29 protein-coding genes and 1 pseudogene are annotated in these 14,493 nt (G+C 34.3%); all 30 read left to right on the top strand.

The features are described from left to right. Nucleotides 1-134, top strand: a pseudogene (gene tuf, locus J7M87_RS01000) (elongation factor Tu); the annotation flags it as partial. A 629-nt stretch (nucleotides 135-763) separates the two neighbouring features. After that, complete coding sequence (gene rpsJ, locus J7M87_RS00995) at nucleotides 764-1,072, top strand: 30S ribosomal protein S10 (RefSeq protein ID WP_008681195.1); 309 nt, start codon at nucleotides 764-766, stop codon at nucleotides 1,070-1,072. Between the two features lie 78 nt (nucleotides 1,073-1,150). After that, nucleotides 1,151-1,780: a 50S ribosomal protein L3 gene (gene rplC / locus J7M87_RS00990; RefSeq protein ID WP_008681194.1), complete on the top strand. Its 630-nt coding sequence runs from the start codon at nucleotides 1,151-1,153 to the stop codon at nucleotides 1,778-1,780. Between the two features lie 24 nt (nucleotides 1,781-1,804). Beyond that, on the top strand, nucleotides 1,805-2,425 hold the full coding sequence (gene rplD / locus J7M87_RS00985; protein WP_195264682.1) for a 50S ribosomal protein L4: 621 nt from the start codon (nucleotides 1,805-1,807) through the stop codon (nucleotides 2,423-2,425). Continuing rightward, entirely contained in the window at nucleotides 2,425-2,715 is a 291-nt protein-coding gene (gene rplW / locus J7M87_RS00980) for a 50S ribosomal protein L23 (RefSeq protein ID WP_008681192.1), read from the top strand. The genes rplD and rplW overlap by 1 nt, the downstream gene beginning before the upstream one ends. 64 nt (nucleotides 2,716-2,779) lie before the next feature. Next, nucleotides 2,780-3,613 carry a 50S ribosomal protein L2 gene (rplB, locus tag J7M87_RS00975; RefSeq protein ID WP_291647783.1) on the top strand — a complete coding sequence of 278 codons (834 nt, stop codon included), beginning with the start codon at nucleotides 2,780-2,782 and terminating at the stop codon, nucleotides 3,611-3,613. A 68-nt stretch (nucleotides 3,614-3,681) separates the two neighbouring features. Beyond that, nucleotides 3,682-3,966 (top strand): 30S ribosomal protein S19, encoded by a 285-nt coding sequence (gene rpsS / locus J7M87_RS00970; RefSeq protein ID WP_136006846.1) that lies wholly within the window; start codon nucleotides 3,682-3,684, stop codon nucleotides 3,964-3,966. A 21-nt stretch (nucleotides 3,967-3,987) separates the two neighbouring features. Continuing rightward, the gene (gene rplV, locus J7M87_RS00965; protein ID WP_008681188.1) at nucleotides 3,988-4,323 is read left to right on the top strand and encodes a 50S ribosomal protein L22; all 336 of its coding nucleotides are present in this window, start codon (nucleotides 3,988-3,990) and stop codon (nucleotides 4,321-4,323) included. A 19-nt stretch (nucleotides 4,324-4,342) separates the two neighbouring features. Next, on the top strand, nucleotides 4,343-5,011 hold the full coding sequence (rpsC, locus tag J7M87_RS00960) for a 30S ribosomal protein S3 (RefSeq protein ID WP_291647779.1): 669 nt from the start codon (nucleotides 4,343-4,345) through the stop codon (nucleotides 5,009-5,011). A gap of 17 nt (nucleotides 5,012-5,028) precedes the next feature. After that, a complete protein-coding gene (gene rplP, locus J7M87_RS00955) occupies nucleotides 5,029-5,463 on the top strand; it encodes a 50S ribosomal protein L16 (protein WP_008681186.1) in 435 nt (144 codons plus the stop codon). Next, nucleotides 5,463-5,675, top strand: a complete 213-nt coding sequence (rpmC, locus tag J7M87_RS00950) for a 50S ribosomal protein L29 (protein WP_008681185.1) — start codon at nucleotides 5,463-5,465, stop codon at nucleotides 5,673-5,675. Before rplP ends, rpmC begins: the two co-directional genes overlap by 1 nt. Nucleotides 5,676-5,697: 22 nt before the next feature. Further along, nucleotides 5,698-5,952, top strand: a complete 255-nt coding sequence (gene rpsQ / locus J7M87_RS00945; RefSeq protein ID WP_008681184.1) for a 30S ribosomal protein S17 — start codon at nucleotides 5,698-5,700, stop codon at nucleotides 5,950-5,952. Nucleotides 5,953-5,980: 28 nt separating this feature from the next. Next, complete coding sequence (rplN, locus tag J7M87_RS00940) at nucleotides 5,981-6,349, top strand: 50S ribosomal protein L14 (protein WP_008681183.1); 369 nt, start codon at nucleotides 5,981-5,983, stop codon at nucleotides 6,347-6,349. 17 nt (nucleotides 6,350-6,366) lie between these two features. Continuing rightward, the gene (gene rplX / locus J7M87_RS00935; protein WP_008681182.1) at nucleotides 6,367-6,681 is read left to right on the top strand and encodes a 50S ribosomal protein L24; all 315 of its coding nucleotides are present in this window, start codon (nucleotides 6,367-6,369) and stop codon (nucleotides 6,679-6,681) included. 22 nt (nucleotides 6,682-6,703) lie between these two features. Further along, nucleotides 6,704-7,246 carry a 50S ribosomal protein L5 gene (gene rplE / locus J7M87_RS00930; protein ID WP_008681180.1) on the top strand — a complete coding sequence of 181 codons (543 nt, stop codon included), beginning with the start codon at nucleotides 6,704-6,706 and terminating at the stop codon, nucleotides 7,244-7,246. Between the two features lie 15 nt (nucleotides 7,247-7,261). Beyond that, nucleotides 7,262-7,447, top strand: coding sequence for a type Z 30S ribosomal protein S14 (locus J7M87_RS00925; protein WP_008681179.1), 186 nt, complete (start codon nucleotides 7,262-7,264; stop codon nucleotides 7,445-7,447). A gap of 31 nt (nucleotides 7,448-7,478) precedes the next feature. Beyond that, nucleotides 7,479-7,877, top strand: a complete 399-nt coding sequence (gene rpsH, locus J7M87_RS00920) for a 30S ribosomal protein S8 (protein ID WP_008681176.1) — start codon at nucleotides 7,479-7,481, stop codon at nucleotides 7,875-7,877. Between the two features lie 63 nt (nucleotides 7,878-7,940). After that, the gene (rplF, locus tag J7M87_RS00915; protein WP_008681175.1) at nucleotides 7,941-8,483 is read left to right on the top strand and encodes a 50S ribosomal protein L6; all 543 of its coding nucleotides are present in this window, start codon (nucleotides 7,941-7,943) and stop codon (nucleotides 8,481-8,483) included. 20 nt (nucleotides 8,484-8,503) lie between these two features. Further along, nucleotides 8,504-8,866 (top strand): 50S ribosomal protein L18, encoded by a 363-nt coding sequence (rplR, locus tag J7M87_RS00910; RefSeq protein WP_291647775.1) that lies wholly within the window; start codon nucleotides 8,504-8,506, stop codon nucleotides 8,864-8,866. A gap of 19 nt (nucleotides 8,867-8,885) precedes the next feature. Continuing rightward, nucleotides 8,886-9,383, top strand: coding sequence for a 30S ribosomal protein S5 (rpsE, locus tag J7M87_RS00905; RefSeq protein ID WP_008681172.1), 498 nt, complete (start codon nucleotides 8,886-8,888; stop codon nucleotides 9,381-9,383). 12 nt (nucleotides 9,384-9,395) lie between these two features. Beyond that, a complete protein-coding gene (rpmD, locus tag J7M87_RS00900) occupies nucleotides 9,396-9,575 on the top strand; it encodes a 50S ribosomal protein L30 (RefSeq protein WP_008681171.1) in 180 nt (59 codons plus the stop codon). A 21-nt stretch (nucleotides 9,576-9,596) separates the two neighbouring features. Next, nucleotides 9,597-10,037 (top strand): 50S ribosomal protein L15, encoded by a 441-nt coding sequence (gene rplO / locus J7M87_RS00895; protein WP_008681170.1) that lies wholly within the window; start codon nucleotides 9,597-9,599, stop codon nucleotides 10,035-10,037. A 1-nt stretch (nucleotide 10,038) separates the two neighbouring features. After that, a complete protein-coding gene (gene secY, locus J7M87_RS00890) occupies nucleotides 10,039-11,313 on the top strand; it encodes a preprotein translocase subunit SecY (RefSeq protein WP_291647772.1) in 1,275 nt (424 codons plus the stop codon). A gap of 22 nt (nucleotides 11,314-11,335) precedes the next feature. Continuing rightward, a complete protein-coding gene (locus J7M87_RS00885; RefSeq protein WP_291647770.1) occupies nucleotides 11,336-11,986 on the top strand; it encodes an adenylate kinase in 651 nt (216 codons plus the stop codon). Beyond that, entirely contained in the window at nucleotides 11,986-12,735 is a 750-nt protein-coding gene (map, locus tag J7M87_RS00880) for a type I methionyl aminopeptidase (RefSeq protein ID WP_291647767.1), read from the top strand. The genes J7M87_RS00885 and map overlap by 1 nt, the downstream gene beginning before the upstream one ends. Nucleotides 12,736-12,786: 51 nt before the next feature. Then, nucleotides 12,787-13,098 carry a KOW domain-containing RNA-binding protein gene (locus J7M87_RS00875; protein WP_291647765.1) on the top strand — a complete coding sequence of 104 codons (312 nt, stop codon included), beginning with the start codon at nucleotides 12,787-12,789 and terminating at the stop codon, nucleotides 13,096-13,098. A 7-nt stretch (nucleotides 13,099-13,105) separates the two neighbouring features. Next, the gene (infA, locus tag J7M87_RS00870) at nucleotides 13,106-13,324 is read left to right on the top strand and encodes a translation initiation factor IF-1 (protein ID WP_008681165.1); all 219 of its coding nucleotides are present in this window, start codon (nucleotides 13,106-13,108) and stop codon (nucleotides 13,322-13,324) included. Between the two features lie 44 nt (nucleotides 13,325-13,368). After that, complete coding sequence (gene rpmJ, locus J7M87_RS00865) at nucleotides 13,369-13,482, top strand: 50S ribosomal protein L36 (protein WP_016205879.1); 114 nt, start codon at nucleotides 13,369-13,371, stop codon at nucleotides 13,480-13,482. 220 nt (nucleotides 13,483-13,702) lie between these two features. Then, complete coding sequence (gene rpsM, locus J7M87_RS00860) at nucleotides 13,703-14,068, top strand: 30S ribosomal protein S13 (RefSeq protein ID WP_008681163.1); 366 nt, start codon at nucleotides 13,703-13,705, stop codon at nucleotides 14,066-14,068. A 15-nt stretch (nucleotides 14,069-14,083) separates the two neighbouring features. Further along, nucleotides 14,084-14,476: a 30S ribosomal protein S11 gene (rpsK, locus tag J7M87_RS00855; protein ID WP_008681161.1), complete on the top strand. Its 393-nt coding sequence runs from the start codon at nucleotides 14,084-14,086 to the stop codon at nucleotides 14,474-14,476. Nucleotides 14,477-14,493 lie beyond the last annotated feature (17 nt).

Raw genomic sequence — 14,493 nt, 5'->3', positions numbered from 1 at the left:
TTATGCCAGGAGACCACATCGATATGAACGTTGAATTAATCACTCAAGTAGCTATGGATGAGGGATTAAGATTCGCTATCAGAGAAGGTGGAAGAACTGTAGGTTCAGGAGTTGTTACTAGCATAATCGAGTAATAATTTCTATAAGATAATATAAATTAAAATAAAAAGTGATCACATTCAGAGAGTAAGGGGACGCCCTTACTCTCTTTTTATTGTAAAGCTGAATATAATAAAAATATATAATATAAAAATATATTAGTCGTTAGGTTACAGTTTAATATGTTTAACATTTAATAAATTTAATATATTAAAGAAACTGAAATAAAATATTTAAATATTTTTGTAAATGATTAATATATTGTAATAAGTTAAGAATTATAATAAAAGATGAAGTTCGGCAAAAATTACAAGAAAAAATGTATTGATAAAATATAAAAACAAATATAAAATATATTTGCAAAAGGAATTATATTTTAAAAATATTACATAAATATGCTTTAAATTTTATCAAAAAAGGCCAAAAAACTCTTGAAAAGGCTATTTAAACATAGTATAATGAAGAAGTTGTATAGCAAACAGCGATGAATCAGGAGGTTGCCGGACTTCCGGGTTAATTCTTGATGAGTATGTTAGGATCTAGAATCCAACGACAGGGGTTTTGTAAGTCTATGTGACAAAGTATGAAACACGTGGAACAGTTTACAGAACATCCGCTGTTGTGCGTTAGAAGTAAAGCGTACATGAAAAGGAGGGAAACCAAGATGTCAAAACAAAAAATAAGAATCAGATTAAAAGCTTTTGATCACAATATATTAGATCAATCAGCTGAAAAAATTGTTGAAACAGCAAAGTCAACAGGAGCTAAGGTTGCAGGTCCAGTACCACTACCAACTGAAAAAGATGTTGTTACTATATTAAGAGCTGTTCACAAATACAAAGATTCAAGAGAGCAATTCGAAATCAGAACACACAAGAGATTAATCGATATCGTTAATCCATCACCAAAGACTGTTGATGCATTAATGAGATTAAACTTACCAGCAGGTGTGGATATCGAAATAAAGCTATAGTTAATACTTATTAAATAAACAGTTTGAACGGTTATGATTGTTAAACAATCCGCTAATACGTTTAGGAGGTGTAAATACATGAAAAAAGCTATATTAGGAAAGAAAATAGGAATGACTCAAATTTTCGATGCTAACGGAAAAGTAGTTCCTGTAACAGTAGTAGAAGCTGGCCCATGTGTTGTTGTTCAAAAGAAAACTATCGAGAAAGATGGTTATGAAGCAATACAAGTAGGCTTTGGAGATGTTAGAGAGAAATTAGTTAACAAGCCAAAGAAGGGACATTATGCTAAAGCAGGAGTTTCATTAAAGAGAAAATTAAAAGAGTTCAGATTAGAAGATTGTTCAGCTTATGAAGTTGGTCAAGAAATAAAGGCTGATTTATTTGAAGCTGGAGACAAAATTGATGTATCTGGAGTTTCTAAAGGTAAGGGATTCCAAGGTGTTATCAAGAGATGGAATGCTAACAGAGGACCAATGACTCACGGTTCTAAGTTCCACAGAGCAGTAGGTTCAATGGGTGCTTCATCAGATCCATCAAGAACTTTCAAGAACAAGAACATGCCAGGACATATGGGAGCTGTTAACACAACAGTATTAAACTTAGAAGTAGTTAAGGTTATAGCTGAAAAGAACTTAATACTAATCAAGGGTGGTATCCCAGGACCTAACAAAGGTACAGTAGTAATAAGAAACGCAGTTAAAGCTTAATTTCTGTAGAAAGGAGGAAACAGGATGCCTACAGTAGGATTATTTAATCAAGAAGGAAAACAAGTTGGAGATATCCAATTAAATGATAATGTGTTCGGAGTTGAAGTTAACACTGATGCTATGCATCAAGTTGTTGTTGCTTTATTAGCAAACAAGAGACAAGGAACTCAATCAGCTAAGACAAGAGCTGAGGTTAGAGGAGGCGGAATCAAGCCTTGGAGACAAAAAGGAACTGGTAGAGCAAGACAAGGTTCTATTAGAGCTCCACAATGGATCAAAGGTGGTATAGTATTCGCACCAAAACCAAGAGATTACAGAATGTCAGTACCAAAGAGCATGAGAAGAGTAGCTATGAAATCTGCATTAACTAGCAAAGTTCAAGACGGACAAATGGTAGTATTAGAAACATTAGCATTCGAAGCTCCAAAGACTAAGAAAATGGTTGAAGTTTTAAAAGCATTTGATGCAAAGAAAACTTTAATAGTAACTGGAGAATCTAATGAAGTACTTTACAAATCAGCTAGAAATATTGCTGATGTACAAATCATGCCAGTTAACAACATCAATGTTTATGATTTATTAAAATTTGAGAAATTAATCATAACTAAGGATGCTGTATCAAAAATCGAGGAGGTGTACGCATAATGACAAGCTATGATATCATAAGAAAGCCTGTTATCACTGAAAAGAGTATGACTGCTATGGCAGACAAAAAGTACACTTTCATAGTTCAAATTAATGCAAACAAGGTTCAAATTAAGAAAGCTGTAGAAGAAATCTTCGGCGTTAAGGTTGAAAAAGTTCAAACGATAAGAACTATGGGAAAAACAAAGAGAATGGGCGTACATGTAGGAAAGAGAGCAGACTTCAAGAAAGCTGTTATTACTTTAACAGCAGATAGCAAGAATATCGAATTCTTCGAAGGAATGCAATAACGCAAATAAAGCGTATTATTGGTACATAAGTACCAGAGAAGCTTAAAGTAAGGAGGGAATTTACATGGCAGTTAAAAAGTTTAGACCAACTACCCCATCAAGAAGAGAAATGACAATGGCTACTTTTGAAGAAATAACAACAAGTACACCTGAAAAATCACTTCTTGTTTCTTTAAATAAAACTGGTGGTAGAAATGCTCAAGGTAAAATAACTGTTAGACACCACGGTGGTGGAGCTAAGAGAAAATATAGAATAATAGATTTCAAAAGAAATAAGGATGGTATTCCAGCAAAGGTTGCAACAATAGAATACGATCCAAATAGAACAGCATACATTGCATTAGTTGTATATGCTGATGGTGAAAAGAGATATATAATTGCTCCAGTTGGATTAAAAGTTGGAGATGTTATAGTTTCAGGACCAGAAGCTGATATTAAAGCAGGTAACGCTCTTCCATTAAAGAACATACCAGTAGGTACTTTCGTTCATAACGTTGAGTTACAAGTTGGTAAGGGTGCTCAAATGGTAAGATCAGCTGGTACTACAGCTCAATTAATGGCTAAAGAAGGTAACTATGCAACATTAAGATTACCATCAGGCGAAATGAGATATGTAAGAATCGAATGTAGAGCTACAATCGGAACTGTGTCAAACACTACTAACGATATAATCAATATCGGTAAAGCAGGTAGAAAGAGACACATGGGATGGAGACCTACTGTTAGAGGTTCTGTAATGAATCCTAACGATCACCCTCACGGTGGTGGTGAAGGTAGATCACCAATCGGTAGACCAAGTCCAGTTACTCCATGGGGTAAACCAGCACTTGGATACAAGACAAGAAAGAATAAGAAGTATTCTGACAGATTCATAATAAAGAGAAGAAACGATAAGTAGCATGAAGAGAATCTAAATTTCTCTTCATGGCTTGTCAGCCTATAGATTATGAAGGGAGGCAAATTATAGTGAGTAGATCAACAAAAAAAGGGCCTTTTGTACATGAAGGACTTTTAAAGAAAATTGAAGAAATGAATGCTAGTGGAGATAAGAAGGTTGTTAAAACTTGGTCAAGAAGTTCAACAATATTCCCACAAATGATTGGTCATACAATTGCTGTTCACGATGGAAGAAAGCATGTTCCAGTTTTCGTTAGCGAAGATATGGTAGGACATAAGCTTGGTGAGTTCGCGTTAACAAGAACTTACAGAGGACACGATTATGACGAAAAAGCAGCAAGAAAAAGAAAGTAATCCCGGAAAGGAGGAACATAAATGGAAGCTAGAGCTATAGCTAAATATGTTAGAATGTCTCCAACAAAAGTAGGAGTAGTTCTTGATTTAATAAGAGGAAAAAATATTCAAGAGGCTTTCGCTATTTTACAATATACTCCAAAAGATGCAGCTGTTGTTATAAACAAAGTTTTAAAATCAGCTGTTGCTAATGCAGAGAATAATCATGAAATGGACGTAGAAAGATTATATGTAGCAGAAGCATTCGTTGGTGCAGGTCCAACACTAAAGAGATTTAGACCAATGGATCACGGAAAAGCATTTAGAATTAACAAGAGAACAAGTAATATAACACTTGTAGTTAAAGAAAGAGCTTAGAAAGAAGGAGGGAAATCAAGTGGGTCAAAAAGTACATCCTCACGGACTTAGAGTAGGAGTTATCAAAGATTGGGATGCTAAGTGGTATGCTTCAAAGAAGAACTTCGCAGACAATCTAATAGAAGATAACAAAATCAGAGAATTCGTAAAGAAAGAACTTTTCTCAGCTGGTATTTCAAAGATTGAAATTGAAAGAGCTACTAAGAGAGTTAAGTTAAATATATATACTGCTAAACCAGGTGTTATAATCGGAAAAGGTGGAGCAGGGATAGAAGCTTTAAAAGCTAAATTAGCTAAAGTAACTGATAACAAAAACTTATTAATAAATATAGTTGAAGTTAAAAATGCTGAAGCAAATGCTCAATTAATGGCAGAAAATATAGCTGCACAATTAGAAAAAAGAGTATCATTTAGAAGAGCTATGAAACAAAGCATCCAAAGAGCTATGAGACTTGGAGCTAAAGGTGTTAAGACAGCTTGCTCAGGTAGATTAGGTGGAGCTGAAATAGCTAGAACTGAACAATATCATGAAGGAACAATTCCACTACAAACTTTAAGAGCAGATATCGATTATGGATTTGCTGAAGCTGATACAACTTATGGAAAGATCGGCGTAAAAGTTTGGGTTTATAATGGAGAAGTTCTTCCAACTAAAAAAGTTGAAAAGAAGGAAGAAGTTAACGCATAAGAAAGGAGGAATTAGTCATGTTAATGCCTAAGAGAGTTAAGCATCGTAAGGTACAACGTGGTAGAATGAAAGGAAAAGCTACAAGAGGTAATTTCCTTGCATACGGAGATTTTGGTATTCAAGCTACAACTTGTGGTTGGATAACTAGTAATCAAATAGAATCTGCCAGAATTGCTATAAACAGATATATCAGAAGAGGAGGAAAACTTTGGATAAAGATTTTCCCAGATAAGCCAGTAACTGAGAAGCCAGCTGAAACAAGAATGGGTTCAGGTAAAGGTTCACCAGAATATTGGGTAGCAGTAGTTAAACCTGGTAGAGTTTTATTCGAACTATCAGGAGTTAATGAAGAAGTTGCAAGAGAAGCTATGAGACTTGCATCACACAAGCTTCCTGTAAAGTGTAAATTCGTTACAAGAAGAGATTTTGAGGAAATGGGTGGTGAAGAATAATGAAGGCTAGAGAATTAAAAGAATTAAGAGCAAATAATCCTCAAGATTTAAAGGTTAAATTAAATGACCTTAAGGCTGAGTTATTCAACTTAAGATTCCAATTAGCTACAGGTCAATTAGAAAATCCTATGAGAATAAGAGAAGTAAAAAAATCTATAGCCCAAATCAAAACCATCATTAGAGAAGAAGAGATCAGGGCTTTCGAGCAGTAAATCTGAAAGGAGGTAACTCTTAATGGAAAGAGGATTAAGAAAGAAAAAAATAGGTAGAGTTGTTTCAGATAAAATGGATAAGACAATAGTTGTTGCTGTTGAAACTAAGGTTAGACACCCATTATATGGAAAAACAGTTAATAGAACAACTAAGTTTAAAGCTCATGATGAAAACAATGAAGCTAAAATGAATGATAGAGTTTTAATTATGGAAACTAGACCATTATCTAAAGATAAGAGATGGAGACTTGTTGAAATAGTTGAAAAAGCTAAATAGGCTTTAAGACTGAAAGGAGGGTAATTCAATGATACAACAACAAACCTTACTAAAGGTAGCAGATAACTCAGGTGCAAAGGAAATAATGTGCATAAGAGTTTTAGGCGGATCAAAGAGAAAGTTCGGTAACATTGGAGATGTAATAGTTGCTAGCGTTAAAAGTGCAACACCAGGCGGAGTTGTTAAAAAAGGAGACGTTGTAAAAGCTGTTATAGTTAGATCAGTTAGAGGATTAAGAAGAGCTGATGGTTCATACATTAAGTTTGATGAAAATGCAGCTGTTATTATAAAGGATGATAAGCAACCAAGAGGAACTCGTATCTTCGGACCAGTTGCTAGGGAGCTAAGAGATAACGAATTTAACAAGATTTTATCATTAGCACCTGAAGTTCTATAATAGAGGAGGTGTCTCATTTGAAGGTACATGTTAGAAAAAACGACACAGTTGTAGTTGTTTCAGGTAAAGATAAAGGAAAAACTGGTGAAGTTTTAAAAGTAAATCCTAAAACAGGCAAAGTTATTGTTCAAGGAGTTAATATAGTTAAAAAACACCAAAAGCCAACTAGAGCTAATGCTCAAGGTGGAATAATTGAAAGAGAAGGAGCTATATACAGCTCAAAAGTTATGTTATACTGCACAAAGTGTAAAAACGCTACAAGAATTAGTAACAAAATCTTAGAAGACGGTACTAAGGTTAGAGTTTGTAAGAAGTGTGGAGAAACATTCTAGAATCTGAAAGGAGGTACTAATTATGACAACAAGACTTCAAGAGAAGTATCAAAAAGAAGTAATTCCAGCTATGATTGAAAAGTTCGGATATAAAAATATAATGGAAGTTCCAAAGCTTGAAAAGATAGTTATCAACATGGGAGTTGGAGAAGCTAAGGATAATCAAAAAATATTAGAAGCTGCAGTTAATGATTTAAGCATCATTGCAGGTCAAAAGCCAATCTTAACTAGAGCAAAGAAATCAGTTGCTAACTTCAAAATAAGAGAAAACATGGCTTTAGGATGTAAGGTTACATTAAGAAAGGCAAAGATGTATGAATTTGCTGATAAATTAATGGCTATTGCTCTTCCAAGAGTTAGAGATTTCAGAGGAGTTTCAAGCAAAGCTTTTGATGGTAGAGGAAACTACTCACTAGGAGTAAAAGAGCAATTAATATTCCCAGAAATTGAATACGATAAAATCGATAAGGTTAGAGGAATGGATATTATCTTCGTAACAACAGCTAACACTGACGAAGAAGCAAGAGAATTATTAAGATTCCTTGGTATGCCATTTGCTCAATAATAAGGAGGGAAAACCGTGGCACGTAAGGCTATTATTGAAAAGTGGAAAAAAGAACCTAAATATAAAACAAGAGCTTATACAAGATGCAGAATATGTGGAAGACCACATTCAGTATTAAAGAAGTTCGGTATTTGCCGTATATGTTTTAGAGAACTTGCTTATAAGGGTCAAATCCCTGGTTGTAAGAAAGCAAGTTGGTAAGAAACTGATGTAGTGAAAGGAGGCACATTAAATGGTTATGACAGATCCTATCGCAGATTTGCTAACACGTATTAGAAATGCAAATGCTGTAAGACATGAAGTAGTAGAAGTTCCTTCATCAAATATGAAGAAGGCTGTTGCAAATATATTATTACAAGAGGGATATATTAAAGAATTAGAGGAATATAACGATGGTGTTGTTCCAATGTTAAGAATATCTCTTAAATATGGCGCAGATAAAGAAAGAGTTATAACTGGTATAAAGAGAATATCTAAACCAGGACTAAGAGTTTACTGCAAGAAAGATGAAATTCCAAAGGTACTAAGCGGACTAGGAATTGCTATAATATCAACTTCAACTGGTTTATTAGTTGATAGAGAAGCAAGAAAAGCTGGATTAGGCGGAGAAGTAGTTTGCTACGTTTGGTAATTTCCAAAGTAGAAAGTAACTAGATTAACATATATCAGAACAAGTAAAACAGGAGGTGCGATTATGTCAAGAGTAGGTAGATTACCTATAGCTATACCTGCAGGCGTAACTGTAGCTGTTTCAGCAGATAACGTTGTTTCAGTTAAGGGTCCAAAGGGCGAACTTGTTAAAGCTATGAATAAAGACATGAATATAGCAGTTGAAAACAACCAAGTTGTTGTAACTAGACCTAGCGATCAAAAAGAGCACAGAGCTCTTCATGGTTTAACTAGAGCGTTAATCAACAACATGATAATCGGAGTTGAAAAAGGATTTGAAAAGAGCTTAGAACTAATTGGTGTTGGTTACAGAGCTCAATTACAAGGTAAGAAGCTTGTAATGAACTTAGGATATTCACATCCAGTTGAAATAGAACCAATCGAAGGTGTAACTTTCGAAACTCCAGCTGCAACTAAAGTTGTTGTTAAGGGTATCGATAAGGAAAAGGTTGGAGCAGCTGCGGCTGATATAAGATCATGGAGAAAGCCTGAACCATATAAGGGTAAAGGAATTAAATATGATAACGAAGTAATCAGACGTAAAGAAGGTAAAACTGGTAAGAAATAATAGAAAGGAGTGAAATCTTTATGTTCAAAAAGGTAGACAGAAAAGCTAGTAGAGAAAAACGTCACCTAAGAGTACGTAAGAAAATTTCTGGTACTCCTGAAAGACCAAGACTTTCAGTATATAGAAGTGAAAAAAACATATATGCTCAAATTATAGATGATGTTAATTCAGTAACTTTAGTTTCAGCTTCAAGCTTAGATAAAGCATTCGATGCAAAAACAGGTGGAAACAAAGAAGCAGCTAAAATAGTTGGTGAATTAGTAGCTAAGAAGGCTTTAGAAAAAGGAATTTCAGAAGTTGTATTCGACAGAGGTGGATATGTATATCACGGAAGAGTTCAAACTTTAGCTGAAGCTGCAAGAGAAGCAGGCTTAAAATTCTAATAAACAAGGAGGGAAATACATGAGAATCGATCCTAGCACACTAGACCTTAAGGAAAAGGTTGTTAACATAAACAGAGTAACTAAGGTTGTTAAGGGTGGTAGAAACTTCAGATTCAGCGCTTTAGTAGTTGTAGGTGACGAAAACGGACACGTAGGCGTTGGAATGGGTAAGTCAATAGAAATCCCAGAAGCAATTAAAAAAGGAATAGAAGACGCTAAGAAACATTTAGTAAGTGTTGCAATAGTTGGAACGACTGTTCCTCATCAAATATATGGAAAATTCGGAACTGGTAAGGTTCTTATAATGCCAGCTAAAGAAGGTACAGGAGTTATCGCTGGAGGTCCAGCAAGATCTGTATTAGAATTAGCAGGATTAAAGGATGTTAGAGCTAAGTCATTAGGTTCAAACAATCCTAAAAACATGGTTAATGCTACAATTAACGGTTTAGCAAGCTTAAGAACAGCTGAAGATATAGCTAAATTAAGAGGCAAAACTGTAGAAGAAATTTTAGGTTAGGAGGGAAAAGCAATGGCAAAGATTAAAGTTACTCTAGTAAAGAGTTTAATTGGAAGAAAAAAAGACCATATTGCTACTGCACATGCCCTTGGACTTAAAAAGATCGGTAAGACAGTAGAACATGAAGAAACTCCTCAAATCAGAGGAATGATCAACAAAGTTGACTATCTACTAAAAGTAGAAGAAGTTTAATAAGAGGAGGTGCATTGAGTAATGAAACTTCATGAATTAAAACCAGCAGCAGGAAGTAAGAAAGCTCCAAAGAGAGTTGGTAGAGGTACTGGTTCAGGTTTAGGTAGAAATGCCGGAAAAGGTGAAAAAGGCCAAAATGCTAGATCAGGCGGTGGAGTTAGACCAGGATTTGAAGGTGGTCAAATGCCGTTATATAGAAGACTTCCTAAGAGAGGATTTACAAATATATTTGCTAAACAATATGTTAGCATCAACGTTGATAGATTAAATATATTTGAAAATGGAACAGAAATAACACCAGAAGTTTTACTTGAAAGAAGAGTTATCAACAAAGTAAAAGATGGAGTTAAGATTTTAGGAAATGGGACATTAGAGAAGAGCCTAACTGTTAAAGGATGTAAGTTCTCAAAATCAGCGGCTGAAAAGATAGAAGCAGCTGGAGGAAAAGTTGAGGTGATTTAGTATGCTATCAACCCTACGTAATGCCTGGAAGGTTCCCGAATTAAAAAAGAGATTTATATGGACTATATTTTTAGTTGCAATTTTCAGGATAGGAACACATATTCCTGTTCCTGGAATTAGCACAAATGTACTAAAAGATTTAGCAAGTAGTGGAACTATATTTGGTTTCTATGATTTATTATCTGGTGGAGCATTTAGACAATTTAGTATATTTGCTTTAAGTGTAACACCATACATTAATGCCTCAATAATAGTTCAATTATTGACTATAGCAATACCATCTTTAGAACAACTTTCTAAAGAAGGTGAAGAAGGCAGAAAGAAGATACAAAAGATAACGAGAATATTATCAATAGTTATAGGATTTATTCTTGCTTTTGGAACATATAGTATGGTTGCAGCAAGAGGTGCAGCAGTTGGAATGCAATGGACTGGAGTAGTTGTTGTATTAGTAGCATTAGTTGCAGGCTCAACATTCTGTATGTGGTTAGGTGATCAAATCACAGCTAAAGGTTTTGGAAATGGTATATCCATATTAATATTCGTAAATATAGTATCTCAGTTACCTATAACTTTAATGTCATTATTTACATTAAAGGATCAAGGAAAAATTACTATAATTGAAATTTTACTATTTGTAGTTCTAGCAATTGCATTATTAGGAGTAGTAATATTCTTCTCATTAGCAGAAAGAAGAATTCCAGTTCAATATGCTGGTAAAGCTGTTGGCAATAAAGTTATGAGAGGACAAAGTACTCACATACCTTTAAGTATAATTGGATCAGCTGTTATAGCAATAATTTTTGCTATGTCAGTTATGATGTTCCCTAAGACAATTGCAGAATTCTTCCCAAATTATGACTGGGCAATATGGATAACAAGCAATAAGTATAGTATATTTAATGAAAAGACATGGATGTATCCGGTAGTTTATTCAATATTAACTATTTTCTTTACTTGGTTCTATACACAAATCACATTTAAGCCTGATGAAATGGCAGAAAATCTGCATAAGTCAGCTGGATTTGTACCAGGAATAAGACCGGGAGATGCAACTGAAAAGTATTTTGAAAAAGTACTTACTAAAGTATCATTAGTTGGAGGAGTATTCGCTGCTTTACTAGCAATACTACCAATATTAATTTCAAATACACAATTACAAGGAATTCAGTTTGGTGGTACATCATTATTAATTATGGTTGGGGTTGGCCTTGATTTTTCAAGACAATTAGACTCACAATTAGTAATGAGACATTATCAAGGATTCTTAAAATAGATTAATAATGGAGATGATGCCCGTGAAGATAGTATTATTAGGTCCTCCTGGAGCAGGAAAGGGAACACAGGCAAAATCAATTAGTAATAGATACTCAATACCACATATTTCTACTGGGGATATTTTTAGAAAGAATATTTCTGAAAACACTCCATTAGGGGTAGAAGCTAAGAAGCACATCGATAAAGGACAGTTAGTACCAGATGAAGTTACTATTGATATGGTAAAAGATAGACTGCAACAAGATGACTATAAGAATGGTTACTTATTAGATGGTTTTCCAAGAACAGTTAATCAAGCAGAAGCACTTCAAGAATTTCTTTCTGAAAGAAATGAAGATCTTGATACAGCTTTACTAATTGAAGTACCTACTGGATTTATATTAGAAAGAATGACAGGTAGAAGAGTGTGTCCATCATGTGGAGCTAGCTATCATATAAAATTTAATCCACCAACTATTGCAGGAAAATGTGATGTTTGTGGAAGTGATATAATCCAAAGAAAAGATGATACAGAAGAAACTGTATCTGAAAGACTTGATGTGTATGAGAGACAGACACAACCACTGATTGATTTTTATAAAGAAAGAAACTTACTTTCAATTGTAGATGGAACAAAAGCTATTAATGAAGTATTCGAAGGTATCTGTAATATCTTAGGGAGCGTTGAATAATGATAATCATTAAAAACAACAAAGAAATTGACCTAATGAGATCAGCAGGTAGAATAGTAGCAGAAACACTACAACTAGTTGAAGAAAAAGTAAGACCAGGAATAACTACTGCTGAAATAGACATGATAGCAGAAGAATTTATAACTAAGCATGGAGCGAAGCCTTCGTTTAAAGGGCTGTATGGTTTTCCAGCTTCACTATGTATATCTGTTAACGAGCAAGTAGTTCATGGGATCCCAGGAGGTTATGTATTAAAAGATGGTGATATTGTTAGTGTAGACTGTGGCGCTTATCTTAATGGCTTTCATGGAGATGCTGCAAGAACATTTGCAGTAGGAAATGTTAGTGAAGAAGCTAATAAGCTAATTAAAGTAACTGAACAAAGTTTCTTTAAAGGCATAGAATATGCTAAGATTGGCAACAGACTTACTGATATATCACATGGAATACAAAGCTACATAGAAGCTTCAGGTTTCTCTGTAGTAAGAGATTTCGTAGGACACGGTATAGGTAGAGTTGTACACGAAGATCCAGACGTACCTAACTTTGGTAAGCCTGGTAGAGGGCCAAAGTTGGCTCAAGGAATGGCTTTAGCCATTGAGCCTATGGTTAATTTAGGAAACTATAAAGTTAAAACATTAAATGATGACTGGACTGTAGTAACTAGTGATGGAAGTCTATCGGCACACTACGAAAATACTATTGTAATTTTACCAGATGGACCCGAAATATTAACACTGATTAAATAAGTGTTGCTTAGTTATAAATTCGCATGATACCAAAGGGTGGCTTGTAGATTTATGGCTAAGGTAATCATCGAGGTGAAAAATTTGCAAAACAATGACTTAATTGGGAAAATGGTTCTTTCAAAAACAGGAAGAGATAAAAATCATTTATATGTGATAATAGGTCATTTAAGTGATAATTATGTAATTCTTAGTAATGGGAGCACTAAAACAGTTCAGATGCCTAAAAAAAAGAATTTAAAACATATAAATGTTTTAGAGGATGTAGATGATGAGATTAAAGCATCTATCATATCAAAAGATAGAGGTACTGATTTAAAAATAAAAAGATTTCTAAAACTTAAAGGCATTGTTAAGGAGGGTTGATTACCTTATGTCAAAAGATGATGTAATAGAAATGCAAGGTACAGTACTAGAATCACTACCAAATGCTATGTTCCAAGTTGAACTAGAGAGTGGTCACAAAATTCTAGCACATATATCAGGAAAATTAAGAATGAACTTCATAAGAATTCTACCAGGAGATAAGGTTACAATAGAACTTTCTCCATACGATCTAACAAGAGGTAGAATTACATGGAGAGCTAAATAAAGGTAGTAAAAGACTACCACGAAGTTTTACAAGGAGGGTTAGCTATGAAAGTAAGACCATCAGTTAAGCCTATTTGCGAAAAGTGCAAGATTATAAGAAGAAAAGGAAAAGTAATGGTTATCTGTGAAAATCCTAAGCACAAGCAAAAACAAGGCTAATACAATCAAAGTATAGGCAAAAAAGTATTATTTTACTATGTAAAATTTATTGACTTTTCACTTAAAGTCAAATATGATTATATAGGCATTTAAATAAGCGGATAAATTTTAGGTACGGCTGACAGTAGAGATATCCTCTACTGACCTAGGATTTTATATATAAAATACACACATATAATTAAAGTTGTATGCATTTCAATATCAGGAGGTGTAAGTTTTAATGGCAAGAATTTCAGGCGTAGACCTACCAAGAGAAAAAAGAGTTGAAATAGGTCTAACATATATATACGGTATAGGACTTTCTACTTCACATAAGATTTTAGCAGAAACAGGAGTTAATCCTGACACAAGAGTTAGAGATCTTACAGAAGAAGAAGTAACAAAAATCAGAGAATACGTAAAGACTTTAACAATTGAAGGTGACTTAAGAAGAGAAGTTGCTTTAAATATTAAAAGATTAGTAGAAATTGGATGTTACAGAGGAATAAGACATAGAAAAGGTCTTCCAGTTAGAGGTCAAAAGACTAAGACTAACGCAAGAACTAGAAAAGGTCCAAAGAAAACTATCGCAAATAAGAAGAAGTAGTGAGGAGGGAATTCGATGGCTCAAAAAGTTAAAAAGACTAGAAGAAGAAAAGAAAGAAAGAACGTTGAGCATGGTGCTGCACACATCAAATCAACTTTCAATAACTCAATAGTTACTTTAACTGATGCGGCAGGAAATGCTCTATCATGGTCAAGCGCAGGAGCTTTAGGCTTCAGAGGATCAAGAAAGAGTACTCCATTCGCAGCTCAAATGGCAGCAGAAACAGCAGCTAAAGCAGCTATGGAACACGGATTAAAGAGTATAGAAGTATATGTAAAGGGACCAGGAGCTGGAAGAGAAGCAGCTATAAGATCTTTACAAGCAGCAGGATTAGAAGTAACTTTAATTAAAGATGTTACTCCAATCCCACACAACGGATGTAGACCACCAAAGAGAAGAAGAGTCTAGTATTCATATAGGAGGTG

The sequence above is a fragment of the Clostridium sp. genome, assembly GCF_017888565.1.
GTDB lineage: Bacteria > Bacillota > Clostridia > Clostridiales > Clostridiaceae > Clostridium.
The sequence above is the reverse complement of the archived record's forward strand: the minus strand, read 5'-3'. Positions and strand labels throughout refer to the sequence as shown.

Excerpts from the sequence above, each read along its gene's own strand:
- rpsJ (WP_008681195.1), top strand. The coding sequence starts at position 764 with ATGTCAAAACAAAAAATAAGAATCAGATTAAAAGCTTTTGATCACAAT.
- rplC (WP_008681194.1), top strand. The coding sequence starts at position 1,151 with ATGAAAAAAGCTATATTAGGAAAGAAAATAGGAATGACTCAAATTTTC.
- rplD (WP_195264682.1), top strand. The coding sequence starts at position 1,805 with ATGCCTACAGTAGGATTATTTAATCAAGAAGGAAAACAAGTTGGAGAT.
- rplW (WP_008681192.1), top strand. The coding sequence starts at position 2,425 with ATGACAAGCTATGATATCATAAGAAAGCCTGTTATCACTGAAAAGAGT.
- rplB (WP_291647783.1), top strand. The coding sequence starts at position 2,780 with ATGGCAGTTAAAAAGTTTAGACCAACTACCCCATCAAGAAGAGAAATG.
- rplV (WP_008681188.1), top strand. The coding sequence starts at position 3,988 with ATGGAAGCTAGAGCTATAGCTAAATATGTTAGAATGTCTCCAACAAAA.
- rplP (WP_008681186.1), top strand. The coding sequence starts at position 5,029 with ATGTTAATGCCTAAGAGAGTTAAGCATCGTAAGGTACAACGTGGTAGA.
- rpmC (WP_008681185.1), top strand. The coding sequence starts at position 5,463 with ATGAAGGCTAGAGAATTAAAAGAATTAAGAGCAAATAATCCTCAAGAT.
- rpsQ (WP_008681184.1), top strand. The coding sequence starts at position 5,698 with ATGGAAAGAGGATTAAGAAAGAAAAAAATAGGTAGAGTTGTTTCAGAT.
- rplN (WP_008681183.1), top strand. The coding sequence starts at position 5,981 with ATGATACAACAACAAACCTTACTAAAGGTAGCAGATAACTCAGGTGCA.
- rplE (WP_008681180.1), top strand. The coding sequence starts at position 6,704 with ATGACAACAAGACTTCAAGAGAAGTATCAAAAAGAAGTAATTCCAGCT.
- rpsH (WP_008681176.1), top strand. The coding sequence starts at position 7,479 with ATGGTTATGACAGATCCTATCGCAGATTTGCTAACACGTATTAGAAAT.
- rplF (WP_008681175.1), top strand. The coding sequence starts at position 7,941 with ATGTCAAGAGTAGGTAGATTACCTATAGCTATACCTGCAGGCGTAACT.
- rplR (WP_291647775.1), top strand. The coding sequence starts at position 8,504 with ATGTTCAAAAAGGTAGACAGAAAAGCTAGTAGAGAAAAACGTCACCTA.
- rpsE (WP_008681172.1), top strand. The coding sequence starts at position 8,886 with ATGAGAATCGATCCTAGCACACTAGACCTTAAGGAAAAGGTTGTTAAC.
- rpmD (WP_008681171.1), top strand. The coding sequence starts at position 9,396 with ATGGCAAAGATTAAAGTTACTCTAGTAAAGAGTTTAATTGGAAGAAAA.
- rplO (WP_008681170.1), top strand. The coding sequence starts at position 9,597 with ATGAAACTTCATGAATTAAAACCAGCAGCAGGAAGTAAGAAAGCTCCA.
- secY (WP_291647772.1), top strand. The coding sequence starts at position 10,039 with ATGCTATCAACCCTACGTAATGCCTGGAAGGTTCCCGAATTAAAAAAG.
- map (WP_291647767.1), top strand. The coding sequence starts at position 11,986 with ATGATAATCATTAAAAACAACAAAGAAATTGACCTAATGAGATCAGCA.
- J7M87_RS00875 (WP_291647765.1), top strand. The coding sequence starts at position 12,787 with ATGGCTAAGGTAATCATCGAGGTGAAAAATTTGCAAAACAATGACTTA.
- infA (WP_008681165.1), top strand. The coding sequence starts at position 13,106 with ATGTCAAAAGATGATGTAATAGAAATGCAAGGTACAGTACTAGAATCA.
- rpmJ (WP_016205879.1), top strand. The coding sequence starts at position 13,369 with ATGAAAGTAAGACCATCAGTTAAGCCTATTTGCGAAAAGTGCAAGATT.
- rpsM (WP_008681163.1), top strand. The coding sequence starts at position 13,703 with ATGGCAAGAATTTCAGGCGTAGACCTACCAAGAGAAAAAAGAGTTGAA.
- rpsK (WP_008681161.1), top strand. The coding sequence starts at position 14,084 with ATGGCTCAAAAAGTTAAAAAGACTAGAAGAAGAAAAGAAAGAAAGAAC.